Origin of the sequence: Streptomyces sp. NBC_01275 (assembly GCF_026340655.1) — a bacterium.
GTDB lineage: Bacteria > Actinomycetota > Actinomycetes > Streptomycetales > Streptomycetaceae > Streptomyces.
Genome location: NZ_JAPEOZ010000001.1, coordinates 4,760,950 through 4,786,842 on the forward strand (window position 1 = coordinate 4,760,950; position 25,893 = coordinate 4,786,842).

25 protein-coding genes and 2 pseudogenes are annotated in these 25,893 nt (G+C 69.4%); 13 read left to right on the forward strand and 14 right to left on the reverse strand.

The window, feature by feature from the left end:
- Nucleotides 1-18: 18 nt before the first annotated feature.
- Nucleotides 19-1,458: pseudogene (locus OG562_RS20955) on the forward strand (YibE/F family protein); the annotation flags it as partial.
- A 233-nt stretch (nt 1,459-1,691) separates the two neighbouring features.
- Here OG562_RS20955 and OG562_RS20960 read toward each other — a convergent pair.
- From OG562_RS20960 to OG562_RS20975, 4 genes are all read right to left on the reverse strand, one after another.
- A complete protein-coding gene (locus OG562_RS20960; RefSeq protein ID WP_266399975.1) occupies nt 1,692-2,138 on the reverse strand; it encodes an SsgA family sporulation/cell division regulator in 447 nt (148 codons plus the stop codon).
- Between the two features lie 100 nt (nt 2,139-2,238).
- On the reverse strand, nt 2,239-3,099 hold the full coding sequence (locus OG562_RS20965; RefSeq protein ID WP_266399977.1) for an IclR family transcriptional regulator: 861 nt from the start codon (nt 3,097-3,099) through the stop codon (nt 2,239-2,241).
- A gap of 211 nt (nt 3,100-3,310) precedes the next feature.
- Nucleotides 3,311-3,523 carry a DUF5326 family protein gene (locus tag OG562_RS20970; RefSeq protein ID WP_266399978.1) on the reverse strand — a complete coding sequence of 71 codons (213 nt, stop codon included), beginning with the start codon at nt 3,521-3,523 and terminating at the stop codon, nt 3,311-3,313.
- A 195-nt stretch (nt 3,524-3,718) separates the two neighbouring features.
- Nucleotides 3,719-4,036 carry a cupin domain-containing protein gene (locus OG562_RS20975; protein ID WP_266399979.1) on the reverse strand — a complete coding sequence of 106 codons (318 nt, stop codon included), beginning with the start codon at nt 4,034-4,036 and terminating at the stop codon, nt 3,719-3,721.
- Between the two features lie 48 nt (nt 4,037-4,084).
- Here OG562_RS20975 and OG562_RS20980 point away from each other — a divergent pair, with 48 nt between their 5' ends.
- The 5 genes from OG562_RS20980 to OG562_RS21000 all read left to right on the forward strand — a co-directional run bounded on the left by OG562_RS20980 (nt 4,085) and on the right by OG562_RS21000 (nt 7,835).
- Nucleotides 4,085-4,462, forward strand: a complete 378-nt coding sequence (locus OG562_RS20980; protein ID WP_093779093.1) for a phage holin family protein — start codon at nt 4,085-4,087, stop codon at nt 4,460-4,462.
- Nucleotides 4,463-4,469: 7 nt separating this feature from the next.
- Entirely contained in the window at nt 4,470-4,964 is a 495-nt protein-coding gene (locus OG562_RS20985) for a low molecular weight protein-tyrosine-phosphatase (protein WP_266399984.1), read from the forward strand.
- Nucleotides 4,961-6,130, forward strand: coding sequence for a cystathionine gamma-lyase (locus tag OG562_RS20990; RefSeq protein ID WP_266399987.1), 1,170 nt, complete (start codon nt 4,961-4,963; stop codon nt 6,128-6,130). Before OG562_RS20985 ends, OG562_RS20990 begins: the two co-directional genes overlap by 4 nt.
- Before the next feature lie 228 nt (nt 6,131-6,358).
- On the forward strand, nt 6,359-7,264 hold the full coding sequence (locus tag OG562_RS20995) for a LysR family transcriptional regulator (RefSeq protein WP_266399988.1): 906 nt from the start codon (nt 6,359-6,361) through the stop codon (nt 7,262-7,264).
- A gap of 88 nt (nt 7,265-7,352) precedes the next feature.
- A complete protein-coding gene (locus OG562_RS21000) occupies nt 7,353-7,835 on the forward strand; it encodes an NUDIX domain-containing protein (RefSeq protein WP_266399990.1) in 483 nt (160 codons plus the stop codon).
- Nucleotides 7,836-7,901: 66 nt separating this feature from the next.
- On the opposite strand, the gene OG562_RS21005 is transcribed toward OG562_RS21000, so the two are convergent.
- Nucleotides 7,902-9,668, reverse strand: a complete 1,767-nt coding sequence (locus tag OG562_RS21005; RefSeq protein ID WP_266399992.1) for a globin domain-containing protein — start codon at nt 9,666-9,668, stop codon at nt 7,902-7,904.
- Between the two features lie 554 nt (nt 9,669-10,222).
- On the opposite strand from OG562_RS21005, the gene OG562_RS21010 reads away from it, so the two are divergent.
- Nucleotides 10,223-11,089, forward strand: coding sequence for a GNAT family N-acetyltransferase (locus tag OG562_RS21010; RefSeq protein ID WP_266399994.1), 867 nt, complete (start codon nt 10,223-10,225; stop codon nt 11,087-11,089).
- 84 nt (nt 11,090-11,173) lie between these two features.
- Here OG562_RS21010 and OG562_RS21015 read toward each other — a convergent pair.
- Both OG562_RS21015 and OG562_RS21020 read right to left on the reverse strand, forming a co-directional pair.
- A pseudogene (locus OG562_RS21015) lies at nt 11,174-11,595 on the reverse strand (heme-binding protein).
- Nucleotides 11,596-11,681: 86 nt separating this feature from the next.
- A complete protein-coding gene (locus OG562_RS21020) occupies nt 11,682-12,890 on the reverse strand; it encodes an MFS transporter (protein ID WP_266399995.1) in 1,209 nt (402 codons plus the stop codon).
- A gap of 144 nt (nt 12,891-13,034) precedes the next feature.
- Here OG562_RS21020 and OG562_RS21025 point away from each other — a divergent pair, with 144 nt between their 5' ends.
- Both OG562_RS21025 and OG562_RS21030 read left to right on the forward strand, forming a co-directional pair.
- Nucleotides 13,035-13,499, forward strand: coding sequence for a MarR family winged helix-turn-helix transcriptional regulator (locus OG562_RS21025; protein ID WP_266399997.1), 465 nt, complete (start codon nt 13,035-13,037; stop codon nt 13,497-13,499).
- A gap of 9 nt (nt 13,500-13,508) precedes the next feature.
- Entirely contained in the window at nt 13,509-13,961 is a 453-nt protein-coding gene (locus OG562_RS21030; RefSeq protein WP_266399999.1) for a GNAT family N-acetyltransferase, read from the forward strand.
- Between the two features lie 98 nt (nt 13,962-14,059).
- Here the strand turns inward: OG562_RS21030 and OG562_RS21035 are convergent, their stop codons facing one another.
- Together OG562_RS21035 and dnaB are read right to left on the reverse strand one after the other, a co-directional pair.
- Nucleotides 14,060-15,445, reverse strand: a complete 1,386-nt coding sequence (locus tag OG562_RS21035; protein ID WP_266400001.1) for a serine hydrolase — start codon at nt 15,443-15,445, stop codon at nt 14,060-14,062.
- 401 nt (nt 15,446-15,846) lie between these two features.
- Nucleotides 15,847-17,319: a replicative DNA helicase gene (gene dnaB / locus OG562_RS21040; protein ID WP_266400003.1), complete on the reverse strand. Its 1,473-nt coding sequence runs from the start codon at nt 17,317-17,319 to the stop codon at nt 15,847-15,849.
- A 459-nt stretch (nt 17,320-17,778) separates the two neighbouring features.
- Here dnaB and OG562_RS21045 point away from each other — a divergent pair, with 459 nt between their 5' ends.
- Nucleotides 17,779-19,116 (forward strand): MATE family efflux transporter, encoded by a 1,338-nt coding sequence (locus tag OG562_RS21045; protein WP_266400004.1) that lies wholly within the window; start codon nt 17,779-17,781, stop codon nt 19,114-19,116.
- 212 nt (nt 19,117-19,328) lie between these two features.
- Here OG562_RS21045 and rplI read toward each other — a convergent pair whose 3' ends face one another.
- From rplI to rpsF, 4 genes are all read right to left on the reverse strand, one after another.
- Nucleotides 19,329-19,775, reverse strand: a complete 447-nt coding sequence (gene rplI / locus OG562_RS21050) for a 50S ribosomal protein L9 (RefSeq protein WP_266400007.1) — start codon at nt 19,773-19,775, stop codon at nt 19,329-19,331.
- Nucleotides 19,776-19,793: 18 nt separating this feature from the next.
- Nucleotides 19,794-20,030: a 30S ribosomal protein S18 gene (rpsR, locus tag OG562_RS21055; protein WP_020130672.1), complete on the reverse strand. Its 237-nt coding sequence runs from the start codon at nt 20,028-20,030 to the stop codon at nt 19,794-19,796.
- Between the two features lie 81 nt (nt 20,031-20,111).
- Nucleotides 20,112-20,717, reverse strand: coding sequence for a single-stranded DNA-binding protein (locus OG562_RS21060; protein ID WP_266400012.1), 606 nt, complete (start codon nt 20,715-20,717; stop codon nt 20,112-20,114).
- Between the two features lie 78 nt (nt 20,718-20,795).
- Nucleotides 20,796-21,086 carry a 30S ribosomal protein S6 gene (rpsF, locus tag OG562_RS21065; protein WP_266400014.1) on the reverse strand — a complete coding sequence of 97 codons (291 nt, stop codon included), beginning with the start codon at nt 21,084-21,086 and terminating at the stop codon, nt 20,796-20,798.
- A 288-nt stretch (nt 21,087-21,374) separates the two neighbouring features.
- Between rpsF and OG562_RS21070 the strand changes: the two genes are divergently transcribed.
- The 3 genes from OG562_RS21070 to OG562_RS21080 all read left to right on the forward strand — a co-directional run bounded on the left by OG562_RS21070 (nt 21,375) and on the right by OG562_RS21080 (nt 24,155).
- A complete protein-coding gene (locus OG562_RS21070) occupies nt 21,375-21,686 on the forward strand; it encodes a hypothetical protein (protein WP_266400016.1) in 312 nt (103 codons plus the stop codon).
- A gap of 232 nt (nt 21,687-21,918) precedes the next feature.
- Nucleotides 21,919-23,040, forward strand: coding sequence for a peptidoglycan bridge formation glycyltransferase FemA/FemB family protein (locus OG562_RS21075; protein WP_266400019.1), 1,122 nt, complete (start codon nt 21,919-21,921; stop codon nt 23,038-23,040).
- Nucleotides 23,041-23,123: 83 nt separating this feature from the next.
- Nucleotides 23,124-24,155 carry an alanine racemase gene (locus tag OG562_RS21080; protein ID WP_266400021.1) on the forward strand — a complete coding sequence of 344 codons (1,032 nt, stop codon included), beginning with the start codon at nt 23,124-23,126 and terminating at the stop codon, nt 24,153-24,155.
- A gap of 127 nt (nt 24,156-24,282) precedes the next feature.
- Here the strand turns inward: OG562_RS21080 and OG562_RS21085 are convergent, their stop codons facing one another.
- Complete coding sequence (locus tag OG562_RS21085; protein WP_266400023.1) at nt 24,283-25,782, reverse strand: glycosyltransferase family 87 protein; 1,500 nt, start codon at nt 25,780-25,782, stop codon at nt 24,283-24,285.
- Between the last annotated feature and the right edge of the window lie 111 nt (nt 25,783-25,893).

The window sequence follows — 25,893 nt, forward strand, 5'->3', positions numbered from 1 at the left end:
AGCGACGGCCAGAACCCAGGTCACGGGCACGGCGGCGGCCACGGGCATGGTTCCGGATCCGGATCTGATTCGGGCGATGGTCACGGTGGTGGGCAGGGCCCTGGCCCAAGCGGCGGGCACGGTCATTCACACAGCCACAGTCATGGTCCGGCCGCCCCTGTCTCCCGGCATCTGCGCAAGGTCATCGCGGCCGTCCTCATCCCGTTCGCGGGGGCGGTGGTGGTCGGGCTCGCGGTGCTGTGGCCCGGCGGCGCTCCCCCGCACGAGCGCACGGGCGTCGGCTTCGACCGCCAGAGTCAGCAGGCCACGGTCACCAAGGTCGTGAGCGTGAGCTGTGCGTCGGTCAACGCCTCGGGCGACACCCCCACCGGCGACACCTCCACGGCCGAGGGGTCCTCCGCCGAGCAGCAGGCGAAGGGCACCTGCAAGAAGGCCACGATCCGCGTGGACACCGGCAAGGACAAGGGCCGTACGTTCACCGAGATCGTCCAGCCGGACCAGTCACGCCAGCTGCACCAGGGCGAGAAGGTCGTGGTCGCCTACGAGCCCTCCGCGCCGAAGGACCTGCAGTACTCGGTCACCGACGTGAACCGCCGGTTCCCGATGGCCCTGCTCGCCGTCATCTTCGCGGTCGCCGTCGTGGTCGTCGGACGGCTTCGGGGTGTCATGGCACTGGTGGCGCTGGCCCTGAGCTTCATGGTGCTGAACTTCTTCATCCTGCCGGCGATCCTGCAGGGCTCGAACCCGCTGGTCGTGGCGGTGGTGGGGTCGAGCGCCATCATGCTGATCGCCCTGTATCTGTGTCACGGCCTCTCGGCCCGCACCTCGGTAGCCGTCCTCGGCACCCTCATCTCGCTGCTGTTGATCGGCGTCATGGGGTCGTGGTTCGTCGACTGGGCCGTGCTCACCGGCAACACGGACGACAACACCGGTCTGATCCACGGGCTGTACCCGACGATCGACATGAGCGGTCTGCTGCTCGCGGGCATCATCATCGGCTCGCTCGGCGTCCTCGACGATGTGACGGTCACCCAGACGTCGGCGGTCTGGGAACTGCACGAGGCCAACCCGTCGATGGGCTGGCGCGGGCTGTACCGGGCCGGCATCCGCATCGGCCGCGACCACATCGCGTCCGTCGTCAACACGCTCGTCCTCGCCTACGCCGGCGCCGCGCTGCCGCTGCTGCTGCTCTTCTCGATCGCGCAGAGCAGCGTCGGCGCGGTCGCCAACAGCGAGCTGGTCGCCGAGGAGATCGTGCGCACGCTGGTGGGCTCGATCGGGCTGGTCGCTTCGGTGCCGGTGACGACGGCTCTGGCGGCGCTGGTGGTCTCGGCCGACCGGCCGGGATCCGCGACGGCCCCTGCGGGGGTCCCGGAGCCGGCTGTCGTGGGAGCGTCCCCCGCAGGCCCCGCCCAGGCGCAGGCCCGGGGCGGCCGGGGCAGGCGACGCAAGCACTGACCCGAGCGCCGACGCAAGCACGGATGCAAACACGGGCGTAAACGCTGAGGCGGCCGGGTGCCCAAGGACCCGGCCGCACCGGCCGACTCGGGCGCTCCGGGGCGCCCCGGGGCACCTGTGGCACCTCTGGCACCTGTGGCACCTGTGGCACCCCACAGCCCCCTCTCCAGAAGAAGCGTTCCTGCACCACCCCACCCGTGGCGAAGCGTTCCGCCACCCCCTCCGCCGTCACCTCATCCGGCGCTCTGCTCCTCCGCCAGGATCCGGTTCAGCGCCTCGTCCAGATGGGCGTCGAAGTCGGCGAGCGCACCCTCCTGGCCCAGCGGGACCAGCTTGTCGGTGCGGTCGAGGAAGGCCACGAGCGGAACCGCCGAGGAGCGGAACAGCGCCTGGTCGCCGCCGACCTGAAGCCGGATCAGCACCTCGCCCAACACGTCGGGATCGACGGGCGAGACGCGCACGTCCCCCTCGCCACACGCTCGACCCACCCCGTCGATGAGCAGCTCACGCCCGAAAGCCCAGGTCACCGGGGCGTCACCGGGCAGGTGAAAGGTGAGCCGCACGGCATAGGGATCGCGCGCCTCGTAGCTCAGCTCCACCGGGATGCGGAACGAGAGCTCATCGGAGACGAGAAAGCTCATCATGACTTCTGCCTGTACTGCCTGTACGGACTCGCGCATCGCCCTACCCCGTCATGTGACGTCGACTGGCCGGGAATCGACCCCTGACACTGACAGGCATCTTGCTGAACGTACACAACAGATCACAAGGAGTAAGTTTTCAGATACTGATAGAGATCGCGATTGACCCCAGCCTCCGCCCGATCTCGCTCTGCAGCTGTCGGGCCGCGGGCAGCAGCCGGTCGGCCTGATGAACGGGCAGGGAGATGGCCATCGCCGCCGCCGTGGCGCCCACCGTGATCGAGATCGCGGCGCACACCGTGCCCAGTGCGTATTCCTGCCGCTCGACGACCGGTTCCATGCGCCCCATGCGTTCGAGGCGTCTCAGCAGGGTGCGGTCGTCACGCACCGTGTACGGGGTGATCGACTGCACCGGGTAGCGGTCCAGGTGGTCGCGGCGGGCGTCCTCGTCCAGCTGGGACAACAGACACTGGCCGATGGCGTGCGCGTGTCCGGTCTCGCGGAAGTCGGCCCATTCCACCACCGCCGGGTTGCCCGGGGTGTCGGAGACGCACATGATCTCGATCTCGCCGTCGCGATACCGGGCGTAGTACACGGGGACACCGATCGAATCGCGCCAGTGGGCGAGGGTGTCGACGACCGTGCTGCGACGTTTCTGCGCCGCCCCGCTGCTGCCCAACCGCTCGGCCGCCTCCCCGAGGAAGAACAGCCCCTTGTCCCGGCGCAGATAGCCCTCGTGCACGAGGGTGCGCAGCAGGTGGTACGCCGTGGGGAGCGCGAGGCCGGTCTCGCGGGCGAGTTGCTTGGCCGGGGCACCGCCTTCGTGGTCGGCGACGGACTCCAGCAGGCGCATGGCGCGCTGGACGGAGCCGATGAGGGTCGCCGCGGGGTGCGGCTGCTCGGGGACCGCCGGACTCGGCGGGCACGGGAACGGGGGTGCGGAGGAACGCGGTCGAGTCGGGCTGTGCGGTTCCACGGAGGCGGTGTCGACCATGGCCAAAGGTCACTCCCGAAGCGCGAGAGGGCGGTCCGTGCGGGGGAACACGGGAGGGGGTGTGCGCCGCTCGCGGGGGTCGTCCCCGCGTCGGGTTCCGGACTTTAACCGTCTGCCACCGCTTGCAGTCGGGCTGTGCGGAAAACTTCCCCCGGCCGAGGGAACCGGTGATTCCTGTTACCGCTTCACCGGTCTCCCGTACCACTCCCCAGTCGCTTCACCAGTCGCTGCGCGACGAGGAACTCGACATGAACTTCCGTACGACGTAGATCAGTCCGCCGACCAGCGCCACGAAGATCAGCACCTTGAACAGCAGGTAGACCACGAAGCCGACGACACTGGCTATCAGACCGCCGAACACGACGAGCGCGATGACCGGCACCGCCACCCACTTCACCCACCACGGCAGTCCCGTGAAGATCTCTCGCATCGCCCTTGTCCTCGTCTCTCAGCCGTCCGGCGCCCCGGTCGGGCCCGGTCCATCGGGTCCATCCGGTCCTTCTGACGGCCCGCTCTCGATGCTAGATCCGAAGGGGGGCCGACGGGGGCCTGGCACCCCTTGTCCTCCCCTGACCGATCCCCTAGGGAACCCTGAGGCCGCGGATGGGCTGCAAGGCGGAGACGCTCAGCTCTCGGGCGGCGAGAAGACCACCAGGACCCGCAGGTCCTCGCTGATGTGGTGGAACTTGTGGGCGACCCCGGCCGGGACGTAGACCACGCTGCCGCGCGCCACCTGGGTGGTCTCCAGGCCGACGGTGATGGAGGCGCGCCCGCTCACCACGAAGTAGACCTCGTCCTGCTGGTGCGGATTCTGCGGGTCGTGCTCGCCGGCGTCGAGCGCGTACAGCCCGACCGACATGTTCCGTTCGCGCAGAAACTGCAGGTAAGCGCCGTCGTTGGCGGCCCGCTCGGCCTCGAGTTCATCCAGCCGGAATGCCTTCATCGCCCTCGTCCACACTCGTAACCGATCTCTTCTGCCACGATCAGACACATGAAGAATTTCGTAGTCAAGACGATCGCCAACGCAGGCGCCCTGGCGGTCGCCGTCTGGCTGCTCGACAAGATCACCCTGACCGGTGACAGCACGGGCAAGAAGATCGGCACCCTCATCGTCGTCGCCCTGCTCTTCGGCCTGGTCAACTTCCTGGTCAAGCCGATCGTGAAGGTGCTGACGTTCCCCCTGTTCATACTGACGCTCGGTCTGATCACCCTGGTGGTCAACGCCCTGATGCTGCTGCTGACCTCGTGGCTCGCAGACAAGTTCGACCTGAGCTTCCACGTCGAGGGCTTCTGGACGGCGGTCCTGGGCGGACTGATCATCTCCGTCGTCTCCTGGGCGCTCAACGTCGTCCTGCCCGACGGGGACTGAGTCCGCCATGACCTACCGCGTCTGCTTCGTCTGCACCGGCAACATCTGCCGTTCGCCGATGGCCGAGTCGGTCTTCCGCGCGCGGGTGGTGGAGGCCGGTCTCGACGAGCTGGTCGAGGTCGACAGCGCCGGCACGGGCGACTGGCACGAGGGCGAGAACGCCGACCCACGCGCCCTCTCCGTCCTGGAGGGGCACGGCTACACCCTCGACCACACGGCCCGGCGCTTCGAGCCGTCCTGGTTCGCCCGACTCGACCTCGTGATCGCCCTGGACTCCGGCCACCTCAAGACCCTGCTCCTCCTCGCCCCCACCGCCGAGGACGCCGCGAAGGTGCGTCTGCTGCGCTCCTACGGCCCCACAGTGGCCGAGGACGACCTCGACGTCCCCGACCCCTACTACGGGGGCCTGGACGGCTTCGAGGAGTGCCTTGAGATGGTGGAGGAGGCGAGCACGGGACTGCTCGCCGCGGTACGCGAGGACGTGGAAGGACACCTGGCATGAACGATTCCGCAAACGATCCCCCAGCGGACGGAGGCTCTGTCGCGAGCGCCGGCGACGGCACGCGCGCGGTGCGGGCCGGGCTGCCCGAGCCGGTGAAGCACGAGCCGACCCTGCCGGGGCCCGTCTTCGCCGCGCACTTCCATCTGCCGGGCGAGCCCACGGGTCCGTACACCTATGGTCGCGACGAGAACCCGACCTGGACCCATCTGGAGCGCGCCATCGGCGAGCTCGAGGCACCCGGGCAGGACGGCGTCGAGACGCTCGTCTTCGCCTCCGGGATGGCCGCGGTCTCGTCGGTCCTCTTCTCCCAGCTGCGCTCCGGGGACACGGTCGTCCTGCCCGGCGACGGCTACCAGGTGCTGCCCCTGGTACGCGCGCAGCTGGAGGCGTACGGCATCGAGGTGCGCACCGCGCCGACCGGCGGCGACGCCCAGCTCGACGTCCTCGACGGGGCGAAGCTGCTGTGGATCGAGTCCCCCTCGAACCCGGGGCTCGACGTGTGCGACATCCGGCGGCTCGTCGAGGCGGCACACGCGCGTGGCGCTCTGGCGGCCGTCGACAACACGCTGGCCACCCCGCTCGGGCAGCGTCCACTGGAGCTCGGCGCCGACTTCTCGGTGGCCAGCGGCACCAAGCAGCTCACGGGCCACGGCGACATCCTCCTCGGCTACGTCACGGGACGGTCGGGCGAGCCGATGACGGCCGTGCGGCGCTGGCGCAAGATCGCCGGAGCGATCCCGGGGCCCATGGAGGCCTGGCTCGCGCATCGGTCGATCGCCACGCTGCAGTTGCGCGTCGACCGGCAGAACGCCAGCGCCCTGGCCGTGGCGGAGGCGCTGCGCGGCAGACCCGAGGTGACCGGGCTGCGGTACCCGGGGCTGCCCGACGATCCCTCTCACAGGGTGGCCTCGCAACAGATGCGGCGCTATGGGTGCGTGGTCTCCTTCACGCTGCCCACGCGCGCGCATGCCGAGCTTTTCCTCGAGTCCCTGAAGCTCGTGGACGACGCGACGAGCTTCGGCGGGGTGCGCTCCACGGCTGAACGACGCGGACGCTGGGGCGGGGACGCGGTGCCGGAGGGCTTCATCCGGCTGTCGGTCGGCGCCGAGGATCCCGAGGATCTCGTGGCGGATGTGCTGCGTGCGCTGGAGGAGTCGACGCGATGACCGGCTTACCGGCGCCCGGGTGGTGTCGCGTTACGCACGACGGACGGTCCGAGCCTCCCCCCTCGTGGCTCGGACCGTCCTCGGTTCTGCGCGCGAAGAACCGCGCGAACAAGGCTAGTTGACTCTGTGTCAGTGTCCAATCACAGTAGTGTCAGATACCTATCGGCATATTTATCGTTCGGCCTGCCTCGGAGCCGGGAGAAAGGCAGGGAAGAGGGAGGACGCCCCATGGATCTGGCCTTGCTGCGCACGTTCGTGACCGTGCACCGGGCCGGCTCCTTCACCCGCGCCGCCGCCCTGCTGGGCCTCTCCCAGCCGGCCGTCACCTCCCAGATCCGCACACTGGAACGACAGCTGGGCCGCCCTCTCTTCCTGCGCCAGGCCCGCGGGGTGACACCGACCACCATCGGGGACGAGCTCGCGCACAAGGCCGCGCCCCACCTCGACGCCCTGGTGGAGATCGCCGAGACCGGCCTCGACGACGAGTCCTCTCTCAGGACGCTGCACCTCGCCGGTCCCCCCGAGTTCACCGCCGAACGGGCTCTGCCCGCGCTCACCGAGCTGACCGGGCACGACGGACAGGGGTTCGCCCTGCGCGCCTCCTTCGGCAACGCCGAGGAGGTCCTGGAGGGGCTGTCCGCCGGACACCACGACCTCGCCATCAGCACGGCCCGGCCGCGCGGCGCGCTGCTCACGGCCACCCTGCTGTGCGACGAGGAGCACGTCCTGGTCGCCGCCCCGCAGTGGTCCGAGCGGATCGACGCCGGCAGGCTGCGCCGTAAGGGCGCGTCCGCCCTGGAGAACCTCCCCGTCGTCGAGGTGCACGAGTCGCTGCCCTTCGTCTCCCGCTACTGGGCCTCCGTCTTCGACTCCCGCCCCGCCGCCTCGGGCACCGTCGTCGTCCCCGACCTGCGCGCCGTCCTCGCCTGCGCGATCGCGGGCGCCGGTCTGGCCGTACTGCCCCGCTATCTGTCGGCGGACGCCCTGGAACACGGTGACGTCGTCGCACTCCACGAGCCGGCGGTGCCGCCGCTGCGGACGTACGTCCTGGTGGTGCGCACCGGCACGCTGGCGATGCCCCATGTGGCGCGGGCCCACGAGTGGCTGCTGGCGTCCGCGGCCGCGTGGTGCTGAGCGGGTTCCGGCACGATGTCACGAGCCGAGGTCACCCGGTGACGGCTTGCGATGTTTCACGTGGAACCAGCGGGGCCACATTTCTCCCATGACCGTCCGACCTGTGGTCAAGCGCACCGCCCGCGCCGTTCTGCTGGACGGTGACGACCTGATTCTGATCAAACGCACCAAGCCCGGCGTGGATCCCTACTGGCTGACTCCCGGAGGCGGGGTCGAGCCGGAGGACGCGACCGTCGTCGACGCCCTGCACCGCGAGGTGTACGAGGAGCTCGGCGCCAAGATCACTGACGTGGTGCCGTGTTTCGTCGACACCGTCGAGCACATCGGCGACGACGGCGGCGCGACCGGCGTGAAAGTGCAGCACTTCTTCGTCTGCCGACTGGGTTCCATGGACCCGGCCCTACGACACGGTCCCGAGGTCGACGAGCCCGTCGGCGAGTACGAGATCGTCCGCGTGCCGTTCACCCGTGTCGGGATCGCCTCCGTCCACCTCGTACCGCTGTCGCTGCGGCACTACCTCGACGGCAACATCGAGGGCGTACGGGCCATGCACGCCCCCGACCTGGGCTGAGAGACCGGTTGCGGCCCTGCCCGGCCCTGCCCTGCTCTGCCCTGCCCGGGCCTGCGGGGCACCGGGTCAGCTTCCGGTGGCGACGAGCTCTTCGACCGAGTCATGGCGTATGCGCTCCGCGGGGATGCCGACGCCGCGCAGGGCGTCCACACCGCTGCGGATCATGCCGGGCGGGCCGGAGACATAGGCGTCGTACCCGGACCAGGGCCCGAAGGCGCGTATGGCGTCGGGCAGCTGGAGCAGTCCGGCCTTGTCCACCACCGGGCGGACCTCCAGCCAGGGGTGGGACTGCTGGAGCCTGAGCATCGTGTCGATGTCGTACAGGTCGTGGTCGCTGCGGGCGCCGTAGAACACCTCGACCGGGCGGCGTGTGCCGTGCTCGGCGACGTCCTCGACCAGCGCCTTGATGGGTGCTATGCCGGTGCCGCCGCCCAGACAGAGCAGTCCGTTGTCCCGGGTGTGATCGACGGTCATCGAACCGGCCGGCGGGCCGAGCCGTACGACGTCGCCGGGCCGGCCTCGGTGCACCAGCGCGTTGGAGACCCAGCCTGCGGGGACGGCCTTCACATGAAACGTCAGCAGCCCGTCGGAGCGGGGCGCGGAGGCGAAGGAGTAGTGCCGCCAGATCCGCGGCCACCACGGCGTCTCCAGGCTCGCGTACTGCCCGGCGAGGAAGGGGTAGGGCTGGTCGGGACGGACGGTGAGGATCGCGATGTCCGGCGTCCGCAGGTCGTGTGAGACGACCTCGGCGTACCACCAGGGCGGCGCGCGCAGTTCGTCCGCGGCCGCCGCGTCGATCATCACCTGGGAGATCGTCGTGTACGTCCGGACCCAGGCCGCCTCCGTCTCGGCGTCCCATACCGCGCCGGCGTACTTGTTCAGCGCGCCGATGAGGCATTCGCCGACGGCCGGGTAGTGCTCGGCCCGGGTGCCGTACTTGCGGTGGCCGCGGCCGAGGTTCTGCAGGTAGTCGACGAGGACCGGAGTGTTGTCGATGTGCTCGGCGGCGGTCAGCAGGGCCTTGAGCAGCCGGTCCCGCTGGGCGTCCATCGCAGGCGGGAAGAGCGGACGCAGGCCGGGGTGACGGACGAAGAGCAGCGCGTAGAAGTACGACGTGACCTTGTCGGCCACGGGTGCCACCTCGGCCATGGTCCGGCGGATGAGAACGGCGTCCGGCGAGGCGGCCGCCGTGGCAGGAGCGGACCGCTGGGCGGGCACAAGGGGATCGGCGAACGCGGGGTGCTGCGCGGGCACATGGGTCGTGGGATGAGCCGCTACCTGGTCGGATGCCTGCGGCTGAAGGGGGATCCATGGCTCGGCGGAGGCTTGGAGCCCGACGGGGGTCTGCCAGTGGGCGGTTCCTTGAGGCTCTGCGGCCGCTTGAGGCTGTGTCGTGGCTTGAGGCTGTGTAGTGGCTTGAGGCTGGGCAGTTGCCCGAAGACCGGCGGGTGCCCAGGGGTCCGCGGCGGCCCGTGACTCGGCGGAAGCCTGTGCGTCGACGGAGACTTCGGCCTCGACGGGAGCTTGGAGCCAACCGGGAGCCGAGGGCTCGACCTGAGCCGGGGGCTGAGCGGTCGTGGGCGCCGTCGTCGCGGGCGGACTCGGCGGGCCCGCGGGTATTCGGGACTCCGCATCCGTCACACCGTTCTGGGGCGATCCGTCGGCTGCGTCGGTCGAGTTGCGGCCCACCGGCCGCATTGCGGCCAGACGGCGGCCGTCCGAAGGCGCCTGCTCGCCCCCGGCGCCCGGCTCGGGCTGCTTGCGGGGCTTGAACCATCCGTCCCCGCCGCCGGAGGTGCCGTTGTCGGCCGACCTGGTGGTCGGAGCGTCCATGGTGTGCCTCGCCTCGAACATCTTTCGATCGGTCTGCGCACTTCCTGGATCGGAAGGTGCCTGCTTCCCCCGCAGACGGCTTGCTGTTCCGTTGGGTTCCGCGACCGAGACGGCCGCAGTCCACCCGCGTTCCCGCTTCGCACGAACACCTGAGGCGAGAGTGCGACAGAGCCCCCCAGCGCCCTCCCTCTCGCGCACCACATCCCAGTAGCGAACCGGAGTCGACCATACCGGCCGCCGCTCGCCGCACAAGTCCCCCCTTCCCTCACCTGGGCGACGGTTGGGGTGCGAACCGTCGGTTCCTTCAATTACCGGGCGGGACACACCAATTCATCGGCATCCCACTGATCCTTCCCGCTGGAAGCGGGCCGCGAGTCCCCACCGACGGGGTTCCGCGTCGGCCGCCGCTGTTTCACGTGAAACAGCCCTTTGTTTCACGTGAAACAGCCTCGTTGGCAGCGCGCTGTGCGGTTGGCCACGACATGGCCAAAAGCACGTACGTCTCCGGGGAAACAGGTGGACGCCGAGGCCGCCGGTCGGTCAGCCTGACCTGCGTGCCGACTCCTTCCCCCACCGCTCTGCCGATCCGCCGTCTGACGCACCGCGACCTCTCCGCCTGCGCCGACCTGTCCGAGGACCGGGGGTGGCCACGCGAGGAGCACAAGTGGGGCTTCCTCCTCTCAGCCGGCAAGGGGTACGGCGTCGACGACCCCGACGGAGGTCTTGTCAGCGCCTGTGTCGTCACCGAGTACGGCCCACACGGCCACCCCAGTCTCGGCGCCATCGGCATGGTGCTGGTCGCTGAACGGCACGCCCGGCAGGGCGTCGGCCGGCGGCTGATGCGTCACGTCCTCTCCGTGATGGGCACCACGCCACTGACCCTGCACGCCACCCCGAACGGCCGTCCGCTCTATGAAGAGCTGGGCTTCAAGACCACGGGCCGGGCGGAGATGGTGCGCGGGCACTTCACTCCCGGGGGACCTGTGCCGGAAGTCACCACGCGGGCGGCCACGGCCGAGGACCTCACCACGATCCTCCGGCTCGACGAGGAGGTGTTCGGAGCCGACCGCACGCATGTCGTCACCCGGCTGCCCGCCTTCGCCGACTGGCTGCGGGTCGCCGAGGACAACGGCCGGATCATCGGCTACGCGGCCGCCTGGCCCAACATGAACAACCATGTCGTAGGACCCCTGATCGCCCGGGACACAGAGACCGCGAAGGCGCTCCTGGCCTCACTCGCGGCACACACCGACCGTCCGCTGCGGACCGACATCGATGTACGGCACGAGGAACTGCTGGCGTGGGTGAAGGCGCGGGGCCTGGAGACCGTCGCCTTCAACTCCGTCATGACCTACGGGATCGCGGAGCTGCCAGGCGACTGGAGCCGGCGCTTCGCTCCCCTGACGGTGGCGGCCGGCTGAGACGACGCGGGCGCGAGAACGCCGGTTGCCCGAGGAGCGGCAACCGGCGACGTTCGTGCGCGTTCTCCTTCTGGGCCGTCGTCGTCAGACGAGGGCCGCCACCACGGCCGTGGCGAAGCCGTGGTCCTGGTCCGGGGCACCCCCGCCGACCCCGATGGCGCCGACCAGGCGGCCGTCGCGATGGACCGGCACACCGCCCGCGATGAACAGCAGCGGCCGATCGAGTGCGGTGGGCAGGGTGTGGAAGAGACCGCCGGGCTGCACGGCGTCGACGAGGTCTGCGGTGGGGGCGTCGAGCTGAAGCGCCGTGTACGCCTTGCGCGTGCTCGTCTCGCCCGAGATCAGCACGGCCCGGTCTTCCGTCGAAAGGCCAGCAGCTGGCCGCCTGCGTCCAGGACGGTGACGCTGACCGTGGCCCCGGCGACCTCGGCGGCGCGACGGGCGGCCGTGACGAGGACTTCGGCGTCATGGATGGTCAGGGGCGCTACGGCGGTGGTGGTGCTCATGAGCTGTTTCTCCTTGCGATGTCGCTGTGGTGGGGATGACGGCACAGGCCCGCCGGGACGGCCCTGGCCCGGCGGACGGATGGGGATCAGCGGTGGACCGGCGTCTGCTGCCGGATGGGCGTAGCACCGGCGACGACGGCGCTGGGTGCGCTGTCGCGGCGCTCCAGGCCGGCCGAGACGAGGGCGAGGAGCAGGGCGGCCGCGGCGAGGGCGGCGCCGACCCAGTTCGGGGCGGTGTAGCCGAGGCCCGCAGCGATGACGAGGCCGCCGAGCCAGGCGGACAGCGCGTTGCCGAGGTTGAAGGCGCCGATGTTCACCGCCGAGGCCAGCGTGGGAGCGCCATGCGCCTGGTCTAGGACGCGCTTCTGCAGCGGCGGGACGGTGGCGAAGCCCAGGGCGCCGATCAGAACGATCGTGACGGCCGCGAGGACCTTGTTGTGGGCGGTGAGCGTGAAGAGCGCCAGGACGACCGCCAGAGCGCCCAGAGAGACGTACAGCAGGGGCATCAGGGCACGGTCGGCGTACTTGCCGCCGACGAGGTTGCCGCCGACCATGCCGAGACCGAACAGGACCAGCAGCCAGGTGACCGAGCCGTCGGCGAAGCCGGCCACGTGGGTCATCATCGGCGCGATGTAGGTGATGGCGGCGAAGACTCCGCCGAAGCCGAGGACGGTCATCGCCATGGCGAGCAGGACCTGGGTGTTCTTGAAGGCGGCCAGTTCGTGACGGAGGCGTACGCCCTCGGCCCGCGGCATCTCGGGGACCAGCCTGGCGATGCCGGCCAGGCCGACGACTCCGAGCCCGGCGACGACGGCGAAGGTGACGCGCCAGCCGACGTGCTGTCCGACGAGGGTGCCCAGCGGGACTCCGACGACGTTGGCGACGGTGAGACCGGTGAACATCATCGCGATGGCGCCGGCTTTCTTGTCCGGGGCGACCAGGTCGGACGCGACGACCGAGCCGATGCCGAAGAACGCGCCGTGGGCGAGCGAGGCGACCACACGGCCGATCAGCATCACGGCCAAGGTCGGGGCGATGGCGGAGAGCAGGTTGCCGATGATGAACAGTCCCATCAGCACCATCAGCATCCGCTTGCGGGAGACCTTGGTGCCGAGGACGGTCATCAACGGGGCTCCGAACATGACGCCGAGTGCGTATCCGGTCACCAGGAAGCCGGCCGTGGGGATGGAGATCCCAAAGTCGCCCGCGACCTCGGGCAGCAGGCCCATGATCACGAACTCGGTCGTTCCGATTCCGAAGGCCCCGATCGCAAGGGCCAGAAGCGCGAGAGGCATGAGGGGGTAAGACCTTCCCAGATGATTGCAGGTGTGCTTTACCTGCGTTCACAATAGTTGCATACGCGGGCTATATGCAACCGCCGACTATTGCGGAGCTGCTCTATCCTGGTGTCAGCCGCTCCGGGACCGAGGAGAACGCCCATGACTGCGACGGACCCCGCACTCACCGCTCTCGCCCAGGGCTGGTGCGCCCTCTCCCTGCTGCACGGGAGGATCGAGGCCCACATCGAGCGCGCGCTGCAGGCCGGGCACGACCTGAGCGTGCGCGAGTACGCCTTGCTCGACGTGCTCAGCCGGCAGCACGACGGCGACGGGGGGCATCTGCAGATGAAGCAGGTCGCCGACGCGGTCGTCCTCAGCCAGAGCGCCACCACCCGGCTGGTCACCCGGCTCGAGGACCGCGGACTGCTCGAGCGCTACCTGTGCCCCACGGATCGTCGCGGCATCTACACCAACGTCACCGAGGCCGGCCTCAAGCTGGTCGACCAGGCCCGTCCGACCAACGACGCCGCACTGCGCGAGGCCCTCGACGCGGCTGCCCTGAACCCGGAACTGGCCCCGCTGGTGCGGGTCGTCGAATCACTGAAGGCGCCCGCCGCTGCATAGGGTGCGGCCATGTCAGATCTTGAAATACGAGCCGCCGTCGCCGACGACGTCCCCACGATCGTCGCCCTGCTCGCGGACGACCCCCTGGGCGCACAGCGTGAGTCGCCGGACGACCTCGCCCCGTATCTGATCGCCTTGGAGCGGCTCACTGCAGATCCGAACCAGCGCCTGGTCGTCGCGGTGCGGGAGGGACGCGTCGTCGGCACCCTCCAGCTGACGATCGTGCCCGGTCTGTCCCGTCGTGGCGCGACCAGGTCGATCGTCGAGGGCGTCCGTGTGCACGCCGACGAGCGCGGCAGCGGTCTGGGCACCCGATTCATCGAGTGGGCCATCGAGGAATCCCGGCGGGAGAACTGCCAGTTGGTGCAGCTGACCTCCGACGCCACCCGCACCGATGCCCACCGCTTCTACGAGCGGCTGGGCTTCGTGGCGTCTCATGTGGGCTTCAAGCTGCAACTCTGAAGAACTCTGCGGACGACGAGCGCTCACCGGGTCTCGGCCTTCGTGCGAGAGGCGCCGTGTTTCACGTGAAACACGGCGCCTCTCGCACGCGGCGACGGCTAACCGATCCCCCGCCACCCCTCCGGATCGACACCACCGGGCACAGCCGCCCCCACGTCGTACGGCTGGCGCGTGAACACGAACGACCCGAGGTCCAGGTGGTCCACCGTTCCGTCCGGCCGCCGTACGGCCCGGAGAGCCTCTCCGGCGTAGTACCCCTCCAGGCCCGTCCAGGTGCCGTCCCCGTTCGGCCGGAACCGTGAGCGCCGGCCGCCGCCGGAGAGCGGCCCCAAGGAGACGAGTCCGTCGGCCATGACACGCAGGGCGACCGGACTGGTCCCCCAGTACCACTGACCCGCCAGTTCCAGGACGGCCTGGTCGACGTCCCGCAGCGGACGCCACGGTGCAGGAATCCGCGGCTCGGCCTCGGCGACGATGCCTACGAGATCGGCGCCCACCTGCGCCAGCGGAGGGCCGGAGGTGCAGTTGGCGAGGACCACCGCGGCAACGTCGTCCGCCACGCCGACGGTGAGGTTCGCCAGGAAGCCCGGCACCGAACCGGAGTGGCCCACGAGCAGTCGGCCGTCCCGGTGCTGGATCTGCAGACCGAGCCCGTACGCGGCGCCGTCCGCCACGTCGCCGACCTCGGCCGGCGCCGCAGGCGTCCGCATCTCACGCAGGGTCTCCGCGCTGAGCACCCGGTCGTCGCCCCGCGCCAGGAAGGCGGCGAACCGCGCGAGGTCGCCGGTGGTGGACCAGAGCTGGCCCGCAGGAGCCATCCGGCCGAAGTCCTCCACGGGTTCGGGCAGCATCGCGTCGGCCCAGGGATGCACCGCCCAGCCGCCCGCGGCCGGGGCCTGTGATCGGACGCTCGTACGGTCCAGGCCCAGAGGTTCGAGCACTTCGCGCCGCAGTGCTTCCTCCCACGGAACTCCGCGCACCTCTTCGACGAGGGCGCCGAGGACGGCGTAGCCGGGGTTCGAGTAGTGGAAACGGCGGCCGGCGGGATGCGGCGCGGCCTGGTCTCCGAGGACGTCGGCGAGGCCGGGCCGCAGCGCACCCGGCGTCCGCTCCCACCACGGGCCGGGTGTCTCCGCCGCCCATCCGCCCGTGTGCGCGAGCAGGTGGGCGATCGTGACCTCTCCCGCGCCCGTGCCCTGCAGATGCTTCTCCAGCGGATCTTCGAGGTCGAGTGCTCCCTCGTCGCGCAGCCGCAGCACGAGGACGGCGGTGAAGGTCTTGGTGATCGAGCCGATCCGGTACTGCACGTTCTCGTCCGGAGCGTGCCCGTCGACCGAGGTCCGCGCCCCGTGCCACACGGTCCGTCCGTCGCGGACGACCGCGGCGACGAGCGACGGGGCCCGCCCCTCGGCCTGGGCCACGGCGATCCGGTGCAGCAGCGCCCGCCGTGTGCCGGGAAGCAGCTCTTCCTGAGGTGTCGTCATGGGCCCAGTCCAGCCGCCCGCACAGCCGGAGTCGAGTTCATTTCGCCGACGGCTCTGGCTCCATGGGCGCCGTGAACCCTGTGCTGCCGCTGCACATCGCCGATCTGTTGGCGAAGACGCCGAAGATCCAGGTCGTCAAGGAGCTGCGGTCCTGACCGTCCCTGGAGACGGCGGTGGCGTTCTGCGACACCGTCGGGCGCGCGGTTCCTTCGAGAGCAGATCCCGCCGGAGTTCGGCGGAGGCAGCATCGTCGCCCGGATCCGTCTGCTGCAGGGCGACGAGGATCCCCTCACCGCCGTCCGCATCGTTCAGGAGGAGACCGGCATGACCATGTCCGAGGCCCGAGGTTTCCTCGCCTCCTTGGACGCGCCCGTCGAGCAGACGCGCCCCACAGCGGCGGATCAGGTCTGCGCCATGTCCACGAAGCGTGAGTAGTGGCCCTGGAAGGCCACGGTGATCGTCGCCGTCGGGCCGTTACGGTGCTTGCCCACGATGATGTCGGCCTCGCCCGCGCGCGGCGACTCCTTCTCGTACGCGTCCTCGCGGTGCAGAAGGATCACCATGTCGGCGTCCTGCTCGATGGAGCCGGACTCACGCAGGTCGGACACCATCGGCTTCTTGTCCGTGCGCTGCTCGGGACCACGGTTGAGCTGTGAGAGCGCGATCACCGGGACTTCGAGCTCCTTGGCCAGCAGCTTGAGGTTTCGGGACATGTCCGAGACCTCCTGCTGACGGCTCTCGGAGCGCTTGGAACCACCGGCCTGCATCAGCTGCAGATAGTCGATGATCACGAGCTTGATGTCGTTGCGCTGCTTCAGTCGGCGGCACTTCGCGCGGATCTCCATCATCGACAGGTTCGGGGAGTCGTCGATGAAGAGCGGTGCCGAGGAGACCTCGGGCATCCGGCGTGCCAGGCGGGTCCAGTCCTCGTCCGTCATCGTGCCGGACCGCATGTGGTGCAGGGCCACGCGGGCCTCGGCAGACAGCAGACGCATCGCGATCTCGTTGCGCCCCATTTCGAGGGAGAAGATGACGCTCGGCAAGTTGTGCTTGATCGACGCCGCGCGCGCGAAGTCCAGCGCGAGTGTGGACTTGCCCATGGCGGGACGGGCCGCGATGACGATCATCTGGCCCGGGTGCAGGCCATTGGTGAGCGAGTCGAGGTCGGTGAAGCCGGTGGGCACACCCGTCATCTCGCCGCTGCGCGAGCCGATCGCCTCGATCTCGTCGAGAGCGCCCTCCATGATGTCGCCGAGCGGGAGGTAGTCCTCGCTGGTGCGCTGCTCGGTGACGGCGTAGATCTCGGCCTGGGCTCGGTTGACGATCTCGTCGACGTCGTCGTCGGCCGCGTATCCCATCTGGGTGATGCGCGTGCCGGCCTCCACCAGACGGCGCAGGACCGCGCGCTCGTGCACGATCTCCGCGTAGTACTCGGCGTTCGCCGCCGTCGGCACCGTCTGGACGAGAGTGTGGAGATAGGAGGCGCCGCCGACCTTGTTGATCTCGCCGCGCTTGGTGAGCTCGGCGGCGATGGTGATGGGGTCGGCCGGCTCGCCCTTCGCGTAGACGTCGAGGATCGCCTGGTAGATCGTCTCGTGCGCGGGCTTGTAGAAGTCGTGGCCCTTGAGGACCTCCACGACGTCGGCGATGGCGTCCTTGGACAGGAGCATGCCGCCGAGGACGGACTGCTCGGCGTCGAGGTCCTGCGGCGGTACTCGCTCGAAGGCGGTGCCGCCCTCCCACGCCCCGCTGTCCTGGCCCCGTTCGTGCTGTTCGTCACGGCCGCGGCCTCCGTCGCCGCGGCGACGGGCGGGCAGACGATCACTGGGCCCACTGTCGGCCCACGGGTCGTCCAAGGGCTCGGAAATGCTCACCGAGCCACCTCCTCCCGTCCGCCGAGCGGACCTCGCCGTGCCTTCTGTTCTACGGCACGACACTGACAATCGAGATGCCCAACTCCGGTTCCGCCGCGACGGTTTTGTGAGGGTTTCATCGGTCGGTGGAGAGAGCGGGCGCCGGACCACGGTAGGCCCGCGGGCACCGTCAGCCAATCTGGTTATCCACAGGCCATGTGGACGACGGCCCGGATGCTGTGGAGAACTCCGCAAAACCTGTGCACGACCCGGTGGACAGCCCTGTGAACAAGCACTCGTCTTTTCTTGGGAGACTCATCTGACCTGCATGTTTACGATCCACCGGCTGTGCAGAAGAAAAACTTTCCCGGTCGGACCAAGATCGCCTCGAACGCTGCGCGAGACAATGGGCACCACAAGCACAAGTAAGGGTCAGTACGCAATTGCATCTCTTACCTGTGGACGATTAGATTGGTGGTCATGACACAGGCTCCCGCGCCCCCCAGGGCCACCCGGCGACAGCACGATCGAGAGATCGTCGCACTGGCCGTGCCGGCCTTCGGCGCGCTCGTCGCCGAGCCGCTCTTCGTCATGGCCGACAGCGCGATCGTGGGCCACCTCGGCACCGCCCAACTCGCCGGGCTCGGCATCGCCTCCGCACTCCTGACGACGGCCGTCAGCATCTTCGTCTTCCTCGCCTACGCCACCACCGCCGCCGTCGCCCGACGCGTCGGCGCCGGTGATCTCCCGGCCGCCATCCGCCAGGGCATGGACGGCATCTGGCTGGCCCTGCTGCTCGGCGCCGCCGTGATCGCCGCCCTCCTGCCCGCGGCCCCGGCGCTGGTGGAGCTCTTCGGCGCCTCGGACACGGCCGCCCCGCACGCGATCACCTACCTGCGGATCTCGGCACTCGGTATCCCGGCCATGCTCGTCGTCCTGGCTTCGACCGGCGTCCTGCGCGGACTCCAGAACACAAGGACACCGCTCTACGTCGCCGTCGCGGGCTTCGTGGCGAACGCCGCCCTGAACGTCGGTCTGGTCTACGGCGCGGACCTCGGCATCGCGGGGTCCGCCTGGGGAACCGTCATCGCGCAGTGCGGCATGGCCGCGGTCTACCTCACCGTGGTGGTCCGGGGAGCCCACCGTCACGGCGCATCGCTACGGCCCGACGCCGCCGGCATCCGGGCCTCCGCCCAGGCAGGTGTTCCGCTACTGGTCCGCACGCTCTCCCTGCGAGCGATTCTGATGATCGCCACCGCCGTGGCCGCCCGTCTCGGGGACGCCGACATAGCGGCGCACCAGATCGCCCTGTCCGTGTGGAGCCTGCTCGCCTTCGCCCTCGACGCCATAGCCATCGCCGGACAGGCCATCATCGGGCGCCATCTCGGCGCCGGCGACGCGAAGGGCGCCCGTGAGGCATGCCGTCGTATGGTCGAGTGGGGCATCGCCGTCGGCGCCGCCCTCGCGATCCTGGTCATCGCGTCCCGGCCACTCCTGCTGCCGCTGTTCACCAACGACGCCAGCGTGACGAACGCCGCGCTGCCCGCGCTGCTCGTGGTCGCGCTCTCCCAGCCGATCTGCGGCATCGTCTTCGTCCTGGACGGCGTCCTGATGGGCGCGGGAGACGGCCCCTATCTCGCCCGGGCCATGGTGCTCACCCTGGCGGTCTTCACCCCGGTGGCCCTGCTCGTGCCGACGCTCGGGGGCGGACTCACCGCCGTATGGGGAGCGATGGCGCTGATGATGGCCGTGCGGATGCTGACCCTGTGGGTGCGTGCCCGCTCGGGCCGCTGGATCGTCACCGGAGCAACCCGCTGACCGTTTCACCCGTTACCCACTGCCTGCTTCCCGTGTGCCGTGTGCCGCGTGCCGCGTGCCGCGCTGACTGTTTCACGTGAAACCGACGTTTCACGTGAATCATGAGCACGCGACGCCGAGCCCAGCAGCCGGGAGTCCCGCCCCGGGCATGCGGAAGGGGCCGCACCCGGCAGGTACGGCCCCTCCTCAGCTGTTCAAGCCGAGCGCAGCGATCAGGCCGCGATGACCTCGATGTTGACCTTGGCGGCAACCTCGGGGTGCAGACGCACGGACGTCTCGTGGGCGCCCAGGGTCTTGATGGGCGAGCCCAGCTCGATGCGGCGCTTGTCGACCTCGGGGCCACCGGAAGCCTTGATCGCGGAAGCGATGTCGGCCGGGGTGACGGAACCGAAGAGACGACCGGCGTCGCCGGAGCGAACGGCCAGACGGACCCTGACGCCCTCGAGCTGGGCCTTCACAGCGTTGGCCTGCTCGATGGTCTGGATCTCGTGGATCTTGCGAGCGCGACGGATCTGCTCGACGTCCTTCTCGCCACCCTTGGTCCAGCGGATAGCGAACTTCCGCGGGATCAGGTAGTTGCGAGCGTAGCCGTCCTTGACGTCGACGACGTCGCCCGCGGCGCCGAGGCCGGAGACCTCGTGGGTGAGGATGATCTTCATGTTTCGGTCACCCTTCCCTTATCGCGCTTGCGCGGTGTAGGGCAGCAGCGCCATCTCACGGCTGTTCTTGACGGCCGTGGCGACGTCACGCTGGTGCTGCGTGCAGTTGCCGGTCACGCGACGGGCACGGATCTTGCCGCGGTCGGAAATGAACTTCCGCAGCATGTTCGTGTCCTTGTAGTCCACGTACGTGACCTTGTCCTTGCAGAAAGCGCAGACCTTCTTCTTAGGCTTGCGCACAGGCGGCTTCGCCATGGTGTTTCTCCTGTGTGATCAAGAAGTTGGGATTCGACCCGCCTTCGAGCCGCACCGGCCCGGATGCCCGGGCCCGTGGGCCTAGAAGGGGGGTTCGTCCGAGTAGCCGCCGCCGCTGCCGCCGCCGGAGTTTCCACCCCAGCCGCCACCGCCACCGCTGCCGGCCTGGTTGCCGCCGGCAGGAGCGCTGGTGGCCCACGGGTCGTCGGCGGGAGCGCCGCCGCCCTGCTGACCGCCGCCGGAGTTTCCACCCCAGCCGCCGCCTGCCTGGCCACCGGCACCGCCGCCGCCGTAACCACCCTGGCCGCCCTGGCCACCGCGGCCGGAGGCCTTGGTGACCTTGGCCGTGGCACTGCGCAGGCTGGCGCCGACTTCCTCGACGTCCAGCTCGTAGACCGTGCGCTTGACGCCCTCACGGTCCTCGTAGGACCGCTGCTTCAGCCGGCCCTGCACGATGACGCGCATGCCTCGCTGGAGCGATTCGGCGACATTCTCCGCCGCCTGACGCCAGACCGAGCAGGTCAGGAACAGGCTCTCGCCGTCCTTCCACTCGTTCGTCTGGCGGTCGAAGGTGCGAGGAGTGGACGCGACACGGAACTTCGCGACCGCCGCACCGGAGGGGGTGAAGCGCAGCTCGGGGTCGTCGACAAGATTGCCGACGACCGTGATGACGGTCTCGCCTGCCATGGGGGAACCTCTCGGCGGGTTTGCTGCTGGCTGCTTGTTGCTGCTACTCGAATCCCGAGATCAGCTGAGCGGGAGAGCTCAGTGGGTCTCGGGGCGGAGGACCTTGGTCCGGAGGACCGACTCGTTCAGGTTCAGCTGGCGGTCGAGCTCCTTGACGACCGCAGGCTCGGCCTGCAGGTCGATGACCGAGTAGATGCCCTCGGGCTTCTTCTTGATCTCGTACGAGAGACGACGACGGCCCCAGGTGTCGACCTTCTCGACCTTTCCGTTGCCCTCACGGACGACGGAGAGGAAGTTCTCGATCAGGGGGGCGACAGCGCGCTCCTCCAGATCGGGGTCGAGGATGACCATGAGCTCGTAGTGACGCATGTGGAACCCACCTCCTTTGGACTCAGCGGCCACGGTCGTTCCGTGGCAGGAGGGTTGTGATGCGTTCGCAACGGTATCCGCCGCCACTGACAATCGGGGGTCGTCCTGCGACGCCCCCCGCTGTGACCTGGGCGGAATTCCTGGCTGTGCCTGGGCAGACACCGGTGCAGAGGGTACAGACTACCTGCACACCGGCTTCCGGTTGAAATCCGGCCCCTCGGACCGTCAATCTGTACACATCGGGTGTGTATGGCGCTACGATGCGCCGTTTTCCGCAGGAGGTGCCCTATGGCACAGGCATTGCGACCCAACACCGCCGGATCCTTCTTCGCCACGGACGGAAAGGCCCATCCAGTCCAGGACACGCTGCTCGCGGTGACCCTGGTGCTCGGTGTGACGGCCTTCGTCACGGCGATGTTCGACAACCTCCATCTGCTCAGCTCCTGGACCGGTCTGGTGGGAATCCTGACCGGCGCGTACGGACAGTGGATCTCCGAGACCACCCGTGAGCGCTTCGGTCTGATCCTGGGCCTCGGCGCCTCCGCCGTCGGCTTCTTCCTCGGCATGGCACACGGGGGCCTCTTCGGCGGACTCTGGTGACCCGAGGCGGACCCCGGTGACCTGACCGGCACCGGTCCCGCACCACCGGCACCGCCCTCACCGAAAGGCGCGTAGGGCGCCTACGAACCCTGCCGTATCGCCCCGGCCGGCCTCGGGCCGGGGCGAAGGTTCCGTACGCCCAGTCAGGCCGCTTCCCAGGCGCAGTAGGCTTCGGCGCGAGAGCCGGAGCCCCTGTACCCATGGGGACACCCCAGCCCGAGGAGCGCCCCGAATGAGCCTGACCCTGAGGACGATCAGCCGCGAGCAGCATCTGGCGTACATCCAGAGCCTGTCGTCGGCAAGCCACATGCAGGTTCCGGCCTGGGCTGACGTCAAGGCGGAGTGGCGTTCGGAGAGCCTCGGCTGGTTCGACGGACGCACCGGTGACCTCGTCGGCGTCGGCCTCGTCCTCTACCGTCAGCTGCCCAAGATCAAGCGCTACCTGGCCTATCTGCCCGAGGGCCCGGTCATCAACTGGTACGCGCCGAATCTGACGGAGTGGCTGGAACCGATGCTCGCGCACCTCAAGCAACAGGGCGCGTTCTCGGTGAAGATGGGCCCGCCGGTGATCATCCGGCGCTGGGAGGCCACCTCCATCAAGGCGGGCATCCAGAGCCCGGACGTGAAGCGGCTGCGCGACATCGAGGCCGACTTCATCGAACCGCGCGCCTTCGAGGTGGCCGACAAGCTGCGCCGGATGGGCTGGCAGCAGGGCGAGGACGGCGGTGCCGGCTTCGGCGACGTCCAGCCGCGCTACGTCTACCAGGTGCCGCTGGCGAACCGTTCCCTTGAAGAGGTCCACAGGAACTTCAACCAGCTGTGGCGCCGCAACATCAAGAAGGCCGAGAAGGCCGGCGTCGAGGTCGTCCAGGGCGGTTACCACGACCTCGAGGAATGGCAGCGGCTGTACGAGATCACGGCCGTGCGCGACCACTTCCGGCCGCGCCCGCTGTCGTACTTCCAGCGCATGTGGACGGCCCTCAACACCGAGGACCCCAACCGCATGCGGCTGTACTTCGCCCGCCACAACGGCGTGAACCTGTCGGCGGCGACGATGCTGATCGTCGGCGGGCACGTCTGGTACTCCTACGGCGCCTCCGACAACATCGGCCGTGAGTTCCGCCCCTCGAACGCGATGCAGTGGCGGATGCTGCGCGACGCCTACGCGCTCGGCGCCACCGTCTACGACCTGCGCGGCATCTCCGACTCACTGGACGAGACCGACCACCTCTTCGGTCTGATCCAGTTCAAGGTCGGCACGGGCGGACAGGCCGCCGAGTACCTCGGCGAGTGGGACTTCCCGCTCAACAAGCTGCTCCACAAGGCGCTCGACATCTACATGTCGCGCCGCTGACGTCACGTTCAGTGATTCCATACCTCTGACGCCTCTGACGCGTTTCCCCACACGGCAGCCACGAGAAAGGTCCCGGTCCGGCCATGGCGCTCACGCTCTACGTCGACACCGCGCGCTGGCGGGCGCACCACAAGCACGTGCAGGAGCAGTTCCCAAGCCTCGTCCCGGTCTGCAAGGGCAACGGCTACGGCTTCGGGCACGAGCGGCTGGCGGAGGAGGCCACGCGGCTGGGCTCGGACATCCTGGCCGTCGGCACGACGTACGAGGCCGCGCGCATCAAGGACTTCTTCGGCGGCGACCTGCTGGTGCTGACGCCGTACCGGCGCGGCGAGGAGCCCGTCCCGCTGCCCGACCGGGTGGTGCGCTCGGTGTCCTCGGTCGACGGGGTGTACGGGCTCGTGGGCGCCCGGGTGGTCATCGAGGTGATGTCGTCGATGAAGCGGCACGGCATCAGCGAGCAGGACCTTCCGCAGCTGCACGCCGCCATCGAGAACGTCAGACTCGAGGGCTTCGCCATCCATCTGCCGCTGGACCGCACCGACGGCTCCGACGCCGTCGAGGAGGTCATCGGCTGGATGGACCGGCTGCGCGCGGCCCGGCTGCCGCTGCACACCATGTTCGTCAGCCACCTCAAGGCCGACGAACTCGCCCGGCTCCAGCAGCAGTTCCCGCAGACCCGCTTCCGCGCGCGCATCGGCACCCGCCTGTGGCTGGGGGACCACGACGCCACCGAGTACCGCGGCGCGGTCCTGGACGTCACCAGCGTCGCCAAGGGCGACCGCTTCGGCTACCGGCAGCAGAAGGCGGCCTCCGACGGCTTCCTGGTCGTCGTGGCCGGCGGTACGTCGCACGGGGTGGGTCTGGAGGCCCCGAAGGCCCTGCACGGCGTCATGCCCCGCGCCAAGGGCGTCGCCCGCGCCGGTCTCGCCACCGTGAACCGGAACCTCTCGCCGTTCGTCTGGGGCGGCAAGCAGCGCTGGTTCGCCGAGCCGCCGCACATGCAGGTGTCCATCCTGTTCGTGCCCTCGGACGCCCCGGAGCCCCAGGTCGGCGACGAGCTGGTGGCCCATCTGCGGCACACCACCACGCAGTTCGACCGGATCGTCGACCGCTGAGCACCCGAGCGACCCAGAAGACGCCAAAGACGTAGACACCGAAGAGGCCGTACACGGAGATCCGTGTACGGCCTCTTCGGTGTCCGGCGCCACTTCCGGTGCTACGTCGGGACAGCCCGCTGTTCGCTCACAGCGAACCGTCGACGGCGTCCTGCTTGCCCCACTCCACCTGCGGCCCGTCGAAGTGCGAGGCGTGCCGGGGCGGATGGGCCGCGGCGCCCAGGACGAAGACGTCCTCCGCCCCGTCGAGCACACCGCCCGAGGGATCGTCGTCGCCCGCCTGCCGCACCACGTCCCGCTCCGGCATCAGGATGTCGCGCACGACCACGACGCACAGGTAGAGCGTCCCGAGCAGGTGCGCGCCGATCGCCCAGTGGTAGCCGTCGGTCGGCAGGCCCTTGTGGGCGTCTCCGCTGGTCGTGTAGGCGAGGTACATCCAGATGCCCAGGAAGTACGCGACCTCGCACGCCTGCCAGATCAGGAAGTCCCGCCACTTCGGCCGGGCCAGCACGGCCAGCGGCACCAGCCACAGGACGTACTGCGGCGAGTAGACCTTGTTGGTGAGGATGAAGGCCGCCACCATCAGAAACGCGAGCTGGGCGAAGCGAGGACGGCGGGGCGCGGTCAGCGTCAGCCCCGCGATGCCCAGGAAGCACAGCACGACCATGAGCGTGGCGAGGGTGTTGACGCTGTCGGTGGTGAGCGGATCGCTGGAGTTCTGGGCCAGGATCAGCCAGAAGGAGCCGAAGTCGACGCCCCGCTCCTGGCTGAACCGGTAGAACTTCGACCATCCCTCGAAGGCGAAGAGCATCACCGGCAGGTTCACCACCAGCCAGGCGATGACGGCGCTGCCCAGGGCCTGGCCGAAGTCCCGCCACTTCCCCGCGCGCCAGCACAGCACGAACAGCGGTCCGAGGAGTACGACGGGGTAGAGCTTGGCGGCCGTGGCAAGGCCCAGCAGAACGCCGAACGCGACGGACCGGCCCCTCGACCACATCAGCATCGCCGCGGCCGTCAGGGCGACCGCCAGCAGGTCCCAGTTGATGGTGGCGGTCAGCACGAAGGCGGGGGCCAGGGCGACCAGCAGACCGTCCCAGGGGCGCCGGGCATGCGTACGGGCCACGCAGACGGCGATGACGGCCGCGCAGGCCATCAGCAGCCCTGCGTTGACCATCCAGTACCACTGCTCCTGGTGCTGGAGGCTGCCGCTGCCCGGTGTCAGCCAGTTCGCCACCTCCATGAACACGCCGGTCAGCACCGGGTACTCGAGGTAGTCCATGTCGCCGGGGAGCTTGTCGAAGTACGGTACGAGACCGTCGGCGAACCCGCGTCCCTGGTAGAGGTGTGGGATGTCCGAGTAGCACGCGTGCGTGTACTGGGAACTGGCGCCGAAGAACCAGGCGCCGTTGTAGCAGGGCGCCTTCTGGATCAAGCCGAGGGCGAACATCCCGATCGCCACGAGCGCGACGACCCGCACGGGAGTCCACCAGGACGTCCCGGTCAGGGCCCGCCGACCGAGGGGGCCGCCGATCAGCTCACTTCCGGCCGCGGCCACCTTGTCGTCCCTGGTCGGCCGCACCGGCTCCGGCTCGTGCACGCGCACTGGCGTCGATTCTGCACTGGGCATGGGCCACATCCTGCCGTACGGACCTAGGAAAAAGCCGAGGGCCGCCCCACCTGGTCCGGTGGAGCGGCCCTCGTTTCACGTGAAACATCCGCATGTTTCACGTGAAACACC

Excerpts from the sequence above, each read along its gene's own strand:
- OG562_RS20960 (WP_266399975.1), bottom strand. The coding sequence starts at position 2,138 with ATGCGCGAGTCCGTACAGGCAGTACAGGCAGAAGTCATGATGAGCTTT.
- OG562_RS20970 (WP_266399978.1), bottom strand. The coding sequence starts at position 3,523 with ATGCGAGAGATCTTCACGGGACTGCCGTGGTGGGTGAAGTGGGTGGCG.
- OG562_RS20975 (WP_266399979.1), bottom strand. The coding sequence starts at position 4,036 with ATGAAGGCATTCCGGCTGGATGAACTCGAGGCCGAGCGGGCCGCCAAC.
- OG562_RS20980 (WP_093779093.1), top strand. The coding sequence starts at position 4,085 with ATGAAGAATTTCGTAGTCAAGACGATCGCCAACGCAGGCGCCCTGGCG.
- OG562_RS20985 (WP_266399984.1), top strand. The coding sequence starts at position 4,470 with ATGACCTACCGCGTCTGCTTCGTCTGCACCGGCAACATCTGCCGTTCG.
- OG562_RS20990 (WP_266399987.1), top strand. The coding sequence starts at position 4,961 with ATGAACGATTCCGCAAACGATCCCCCAGCGGACGGAGGCTCTGTCGCG.
- OG562_RS20995 (WP_266399988.1), top strand. The coding sequence starts at position 6,359 with ATGGATCTGGCCTTGCTGCGCACGTTCGTGACCGTGCACCGGGCCGGC.
- OG562_RS21000 (WP_266399990.1), top strand. The coding sequence starts at position 7,353 with ATGACCGTCCGACCTGTGGTCAAGCGCACCGCCCGCGCCGTTCTGCTG.
- OG562_RS21005 (WP_266399992.1), bottom strand. The coding sequence starts at position 9,668 with ATGGACGCTCCGACCACCAGGTCGGCCGACAACGGCACCTCCGGCGGC.
- OG562_RS21020 (WP_266399995.1), bottom strand. The coding sequence starts at position 12,890 with ATGCCTCTCGCGCTTCTGGCCCTTGCGATCGGGGCCTTCGGAATCGGA.
- OG562_RS21025 (WP_266399997.1), top strand. The coding sequence starts at position 13,035 with ATGACTGCGACGGACCCCGCACTCACCGCTCTCGCCCAGGGCTGGTGC.
- OG562_RS21030 (WP_266399999.1), top strand. The coding sequence starts at position 13,509 with ATGTCAGATCTTGAAATACGAGCCGCCGTCGCCGACGACGTCCCCACG.
- OG562_RS21035 (WP_266400001.1), bottom strand. The coding sequence starts at position 15,445 with ATGACGACACCTCAGGAAGAGCTGCTTCCCGGCACACGGCGGGCGCTG.
- OG562_RS21045 (WP_266400004.1), top strand. The coding sequence starts at position 17,779 with ATGACACAGGCTCCCGCGCCCCCCAGGGCCACCCGGCGACAGCACGAT.
- rplI (WP_266400007.1), bottom strand. The coding sequence starts at position 19,775 with ATGAAGATCATCCTCACCCACGAGGTCTCCGGCCTCGGCGCCGCGGGC.
- rpsR (WP_020130672.1), bottom strand. The coding sequence starts at position 20,030 with ATGGCGAAGCCGCCTGTGCGCAAGCCTAAGAAGAAGGTCTGCGCTTTC.
- OG562_RS21060 (WP_266400012.1), bottom strand. The coding sequence starts at position 20,717 with ATGGCAGGCGAGACCGTCATCACGGTCGTCGGCAATCTTGTCGACGAC.
- rpsF (WP_266400014.1), bottom strand. The coding sequence starts at position 21,086 with ATGCGTCACTACGAGCTCATGGTCATCCTCGACCCCGATCTGGAGGAG.
- OG562_RS21070 (WP_266400016.1), top strand. The coding sequence starts at position 21,375 with ATGGCACAGGCATTGCGACCCAACACCGCCGGATCCTTCTTCGCCACG.
- OG562_RS21075 (WP_266400019.1), top strand. The coding sequence starts at position 21,919 with ATGAGCCTGACCCTGAGGACGATCAGCCGCGAGCAGCATCTGGCGTAC.
- OG562_RS21080 (WP_266400021.1), top strand. The coding sequence starts at position 23,124 with ATGGCGCTCACGCTCTACGTCGACACCGCGCGCTGGCGGGCGCACCAC.
- OG562_RS21085 (WP_266400023.1), bottom strand. The coding sequence starts at position 25,782 with ATGCCCAGTGCAGAATCGACGCCAGTGCGCGTGCACGAGCCGGAGCCG.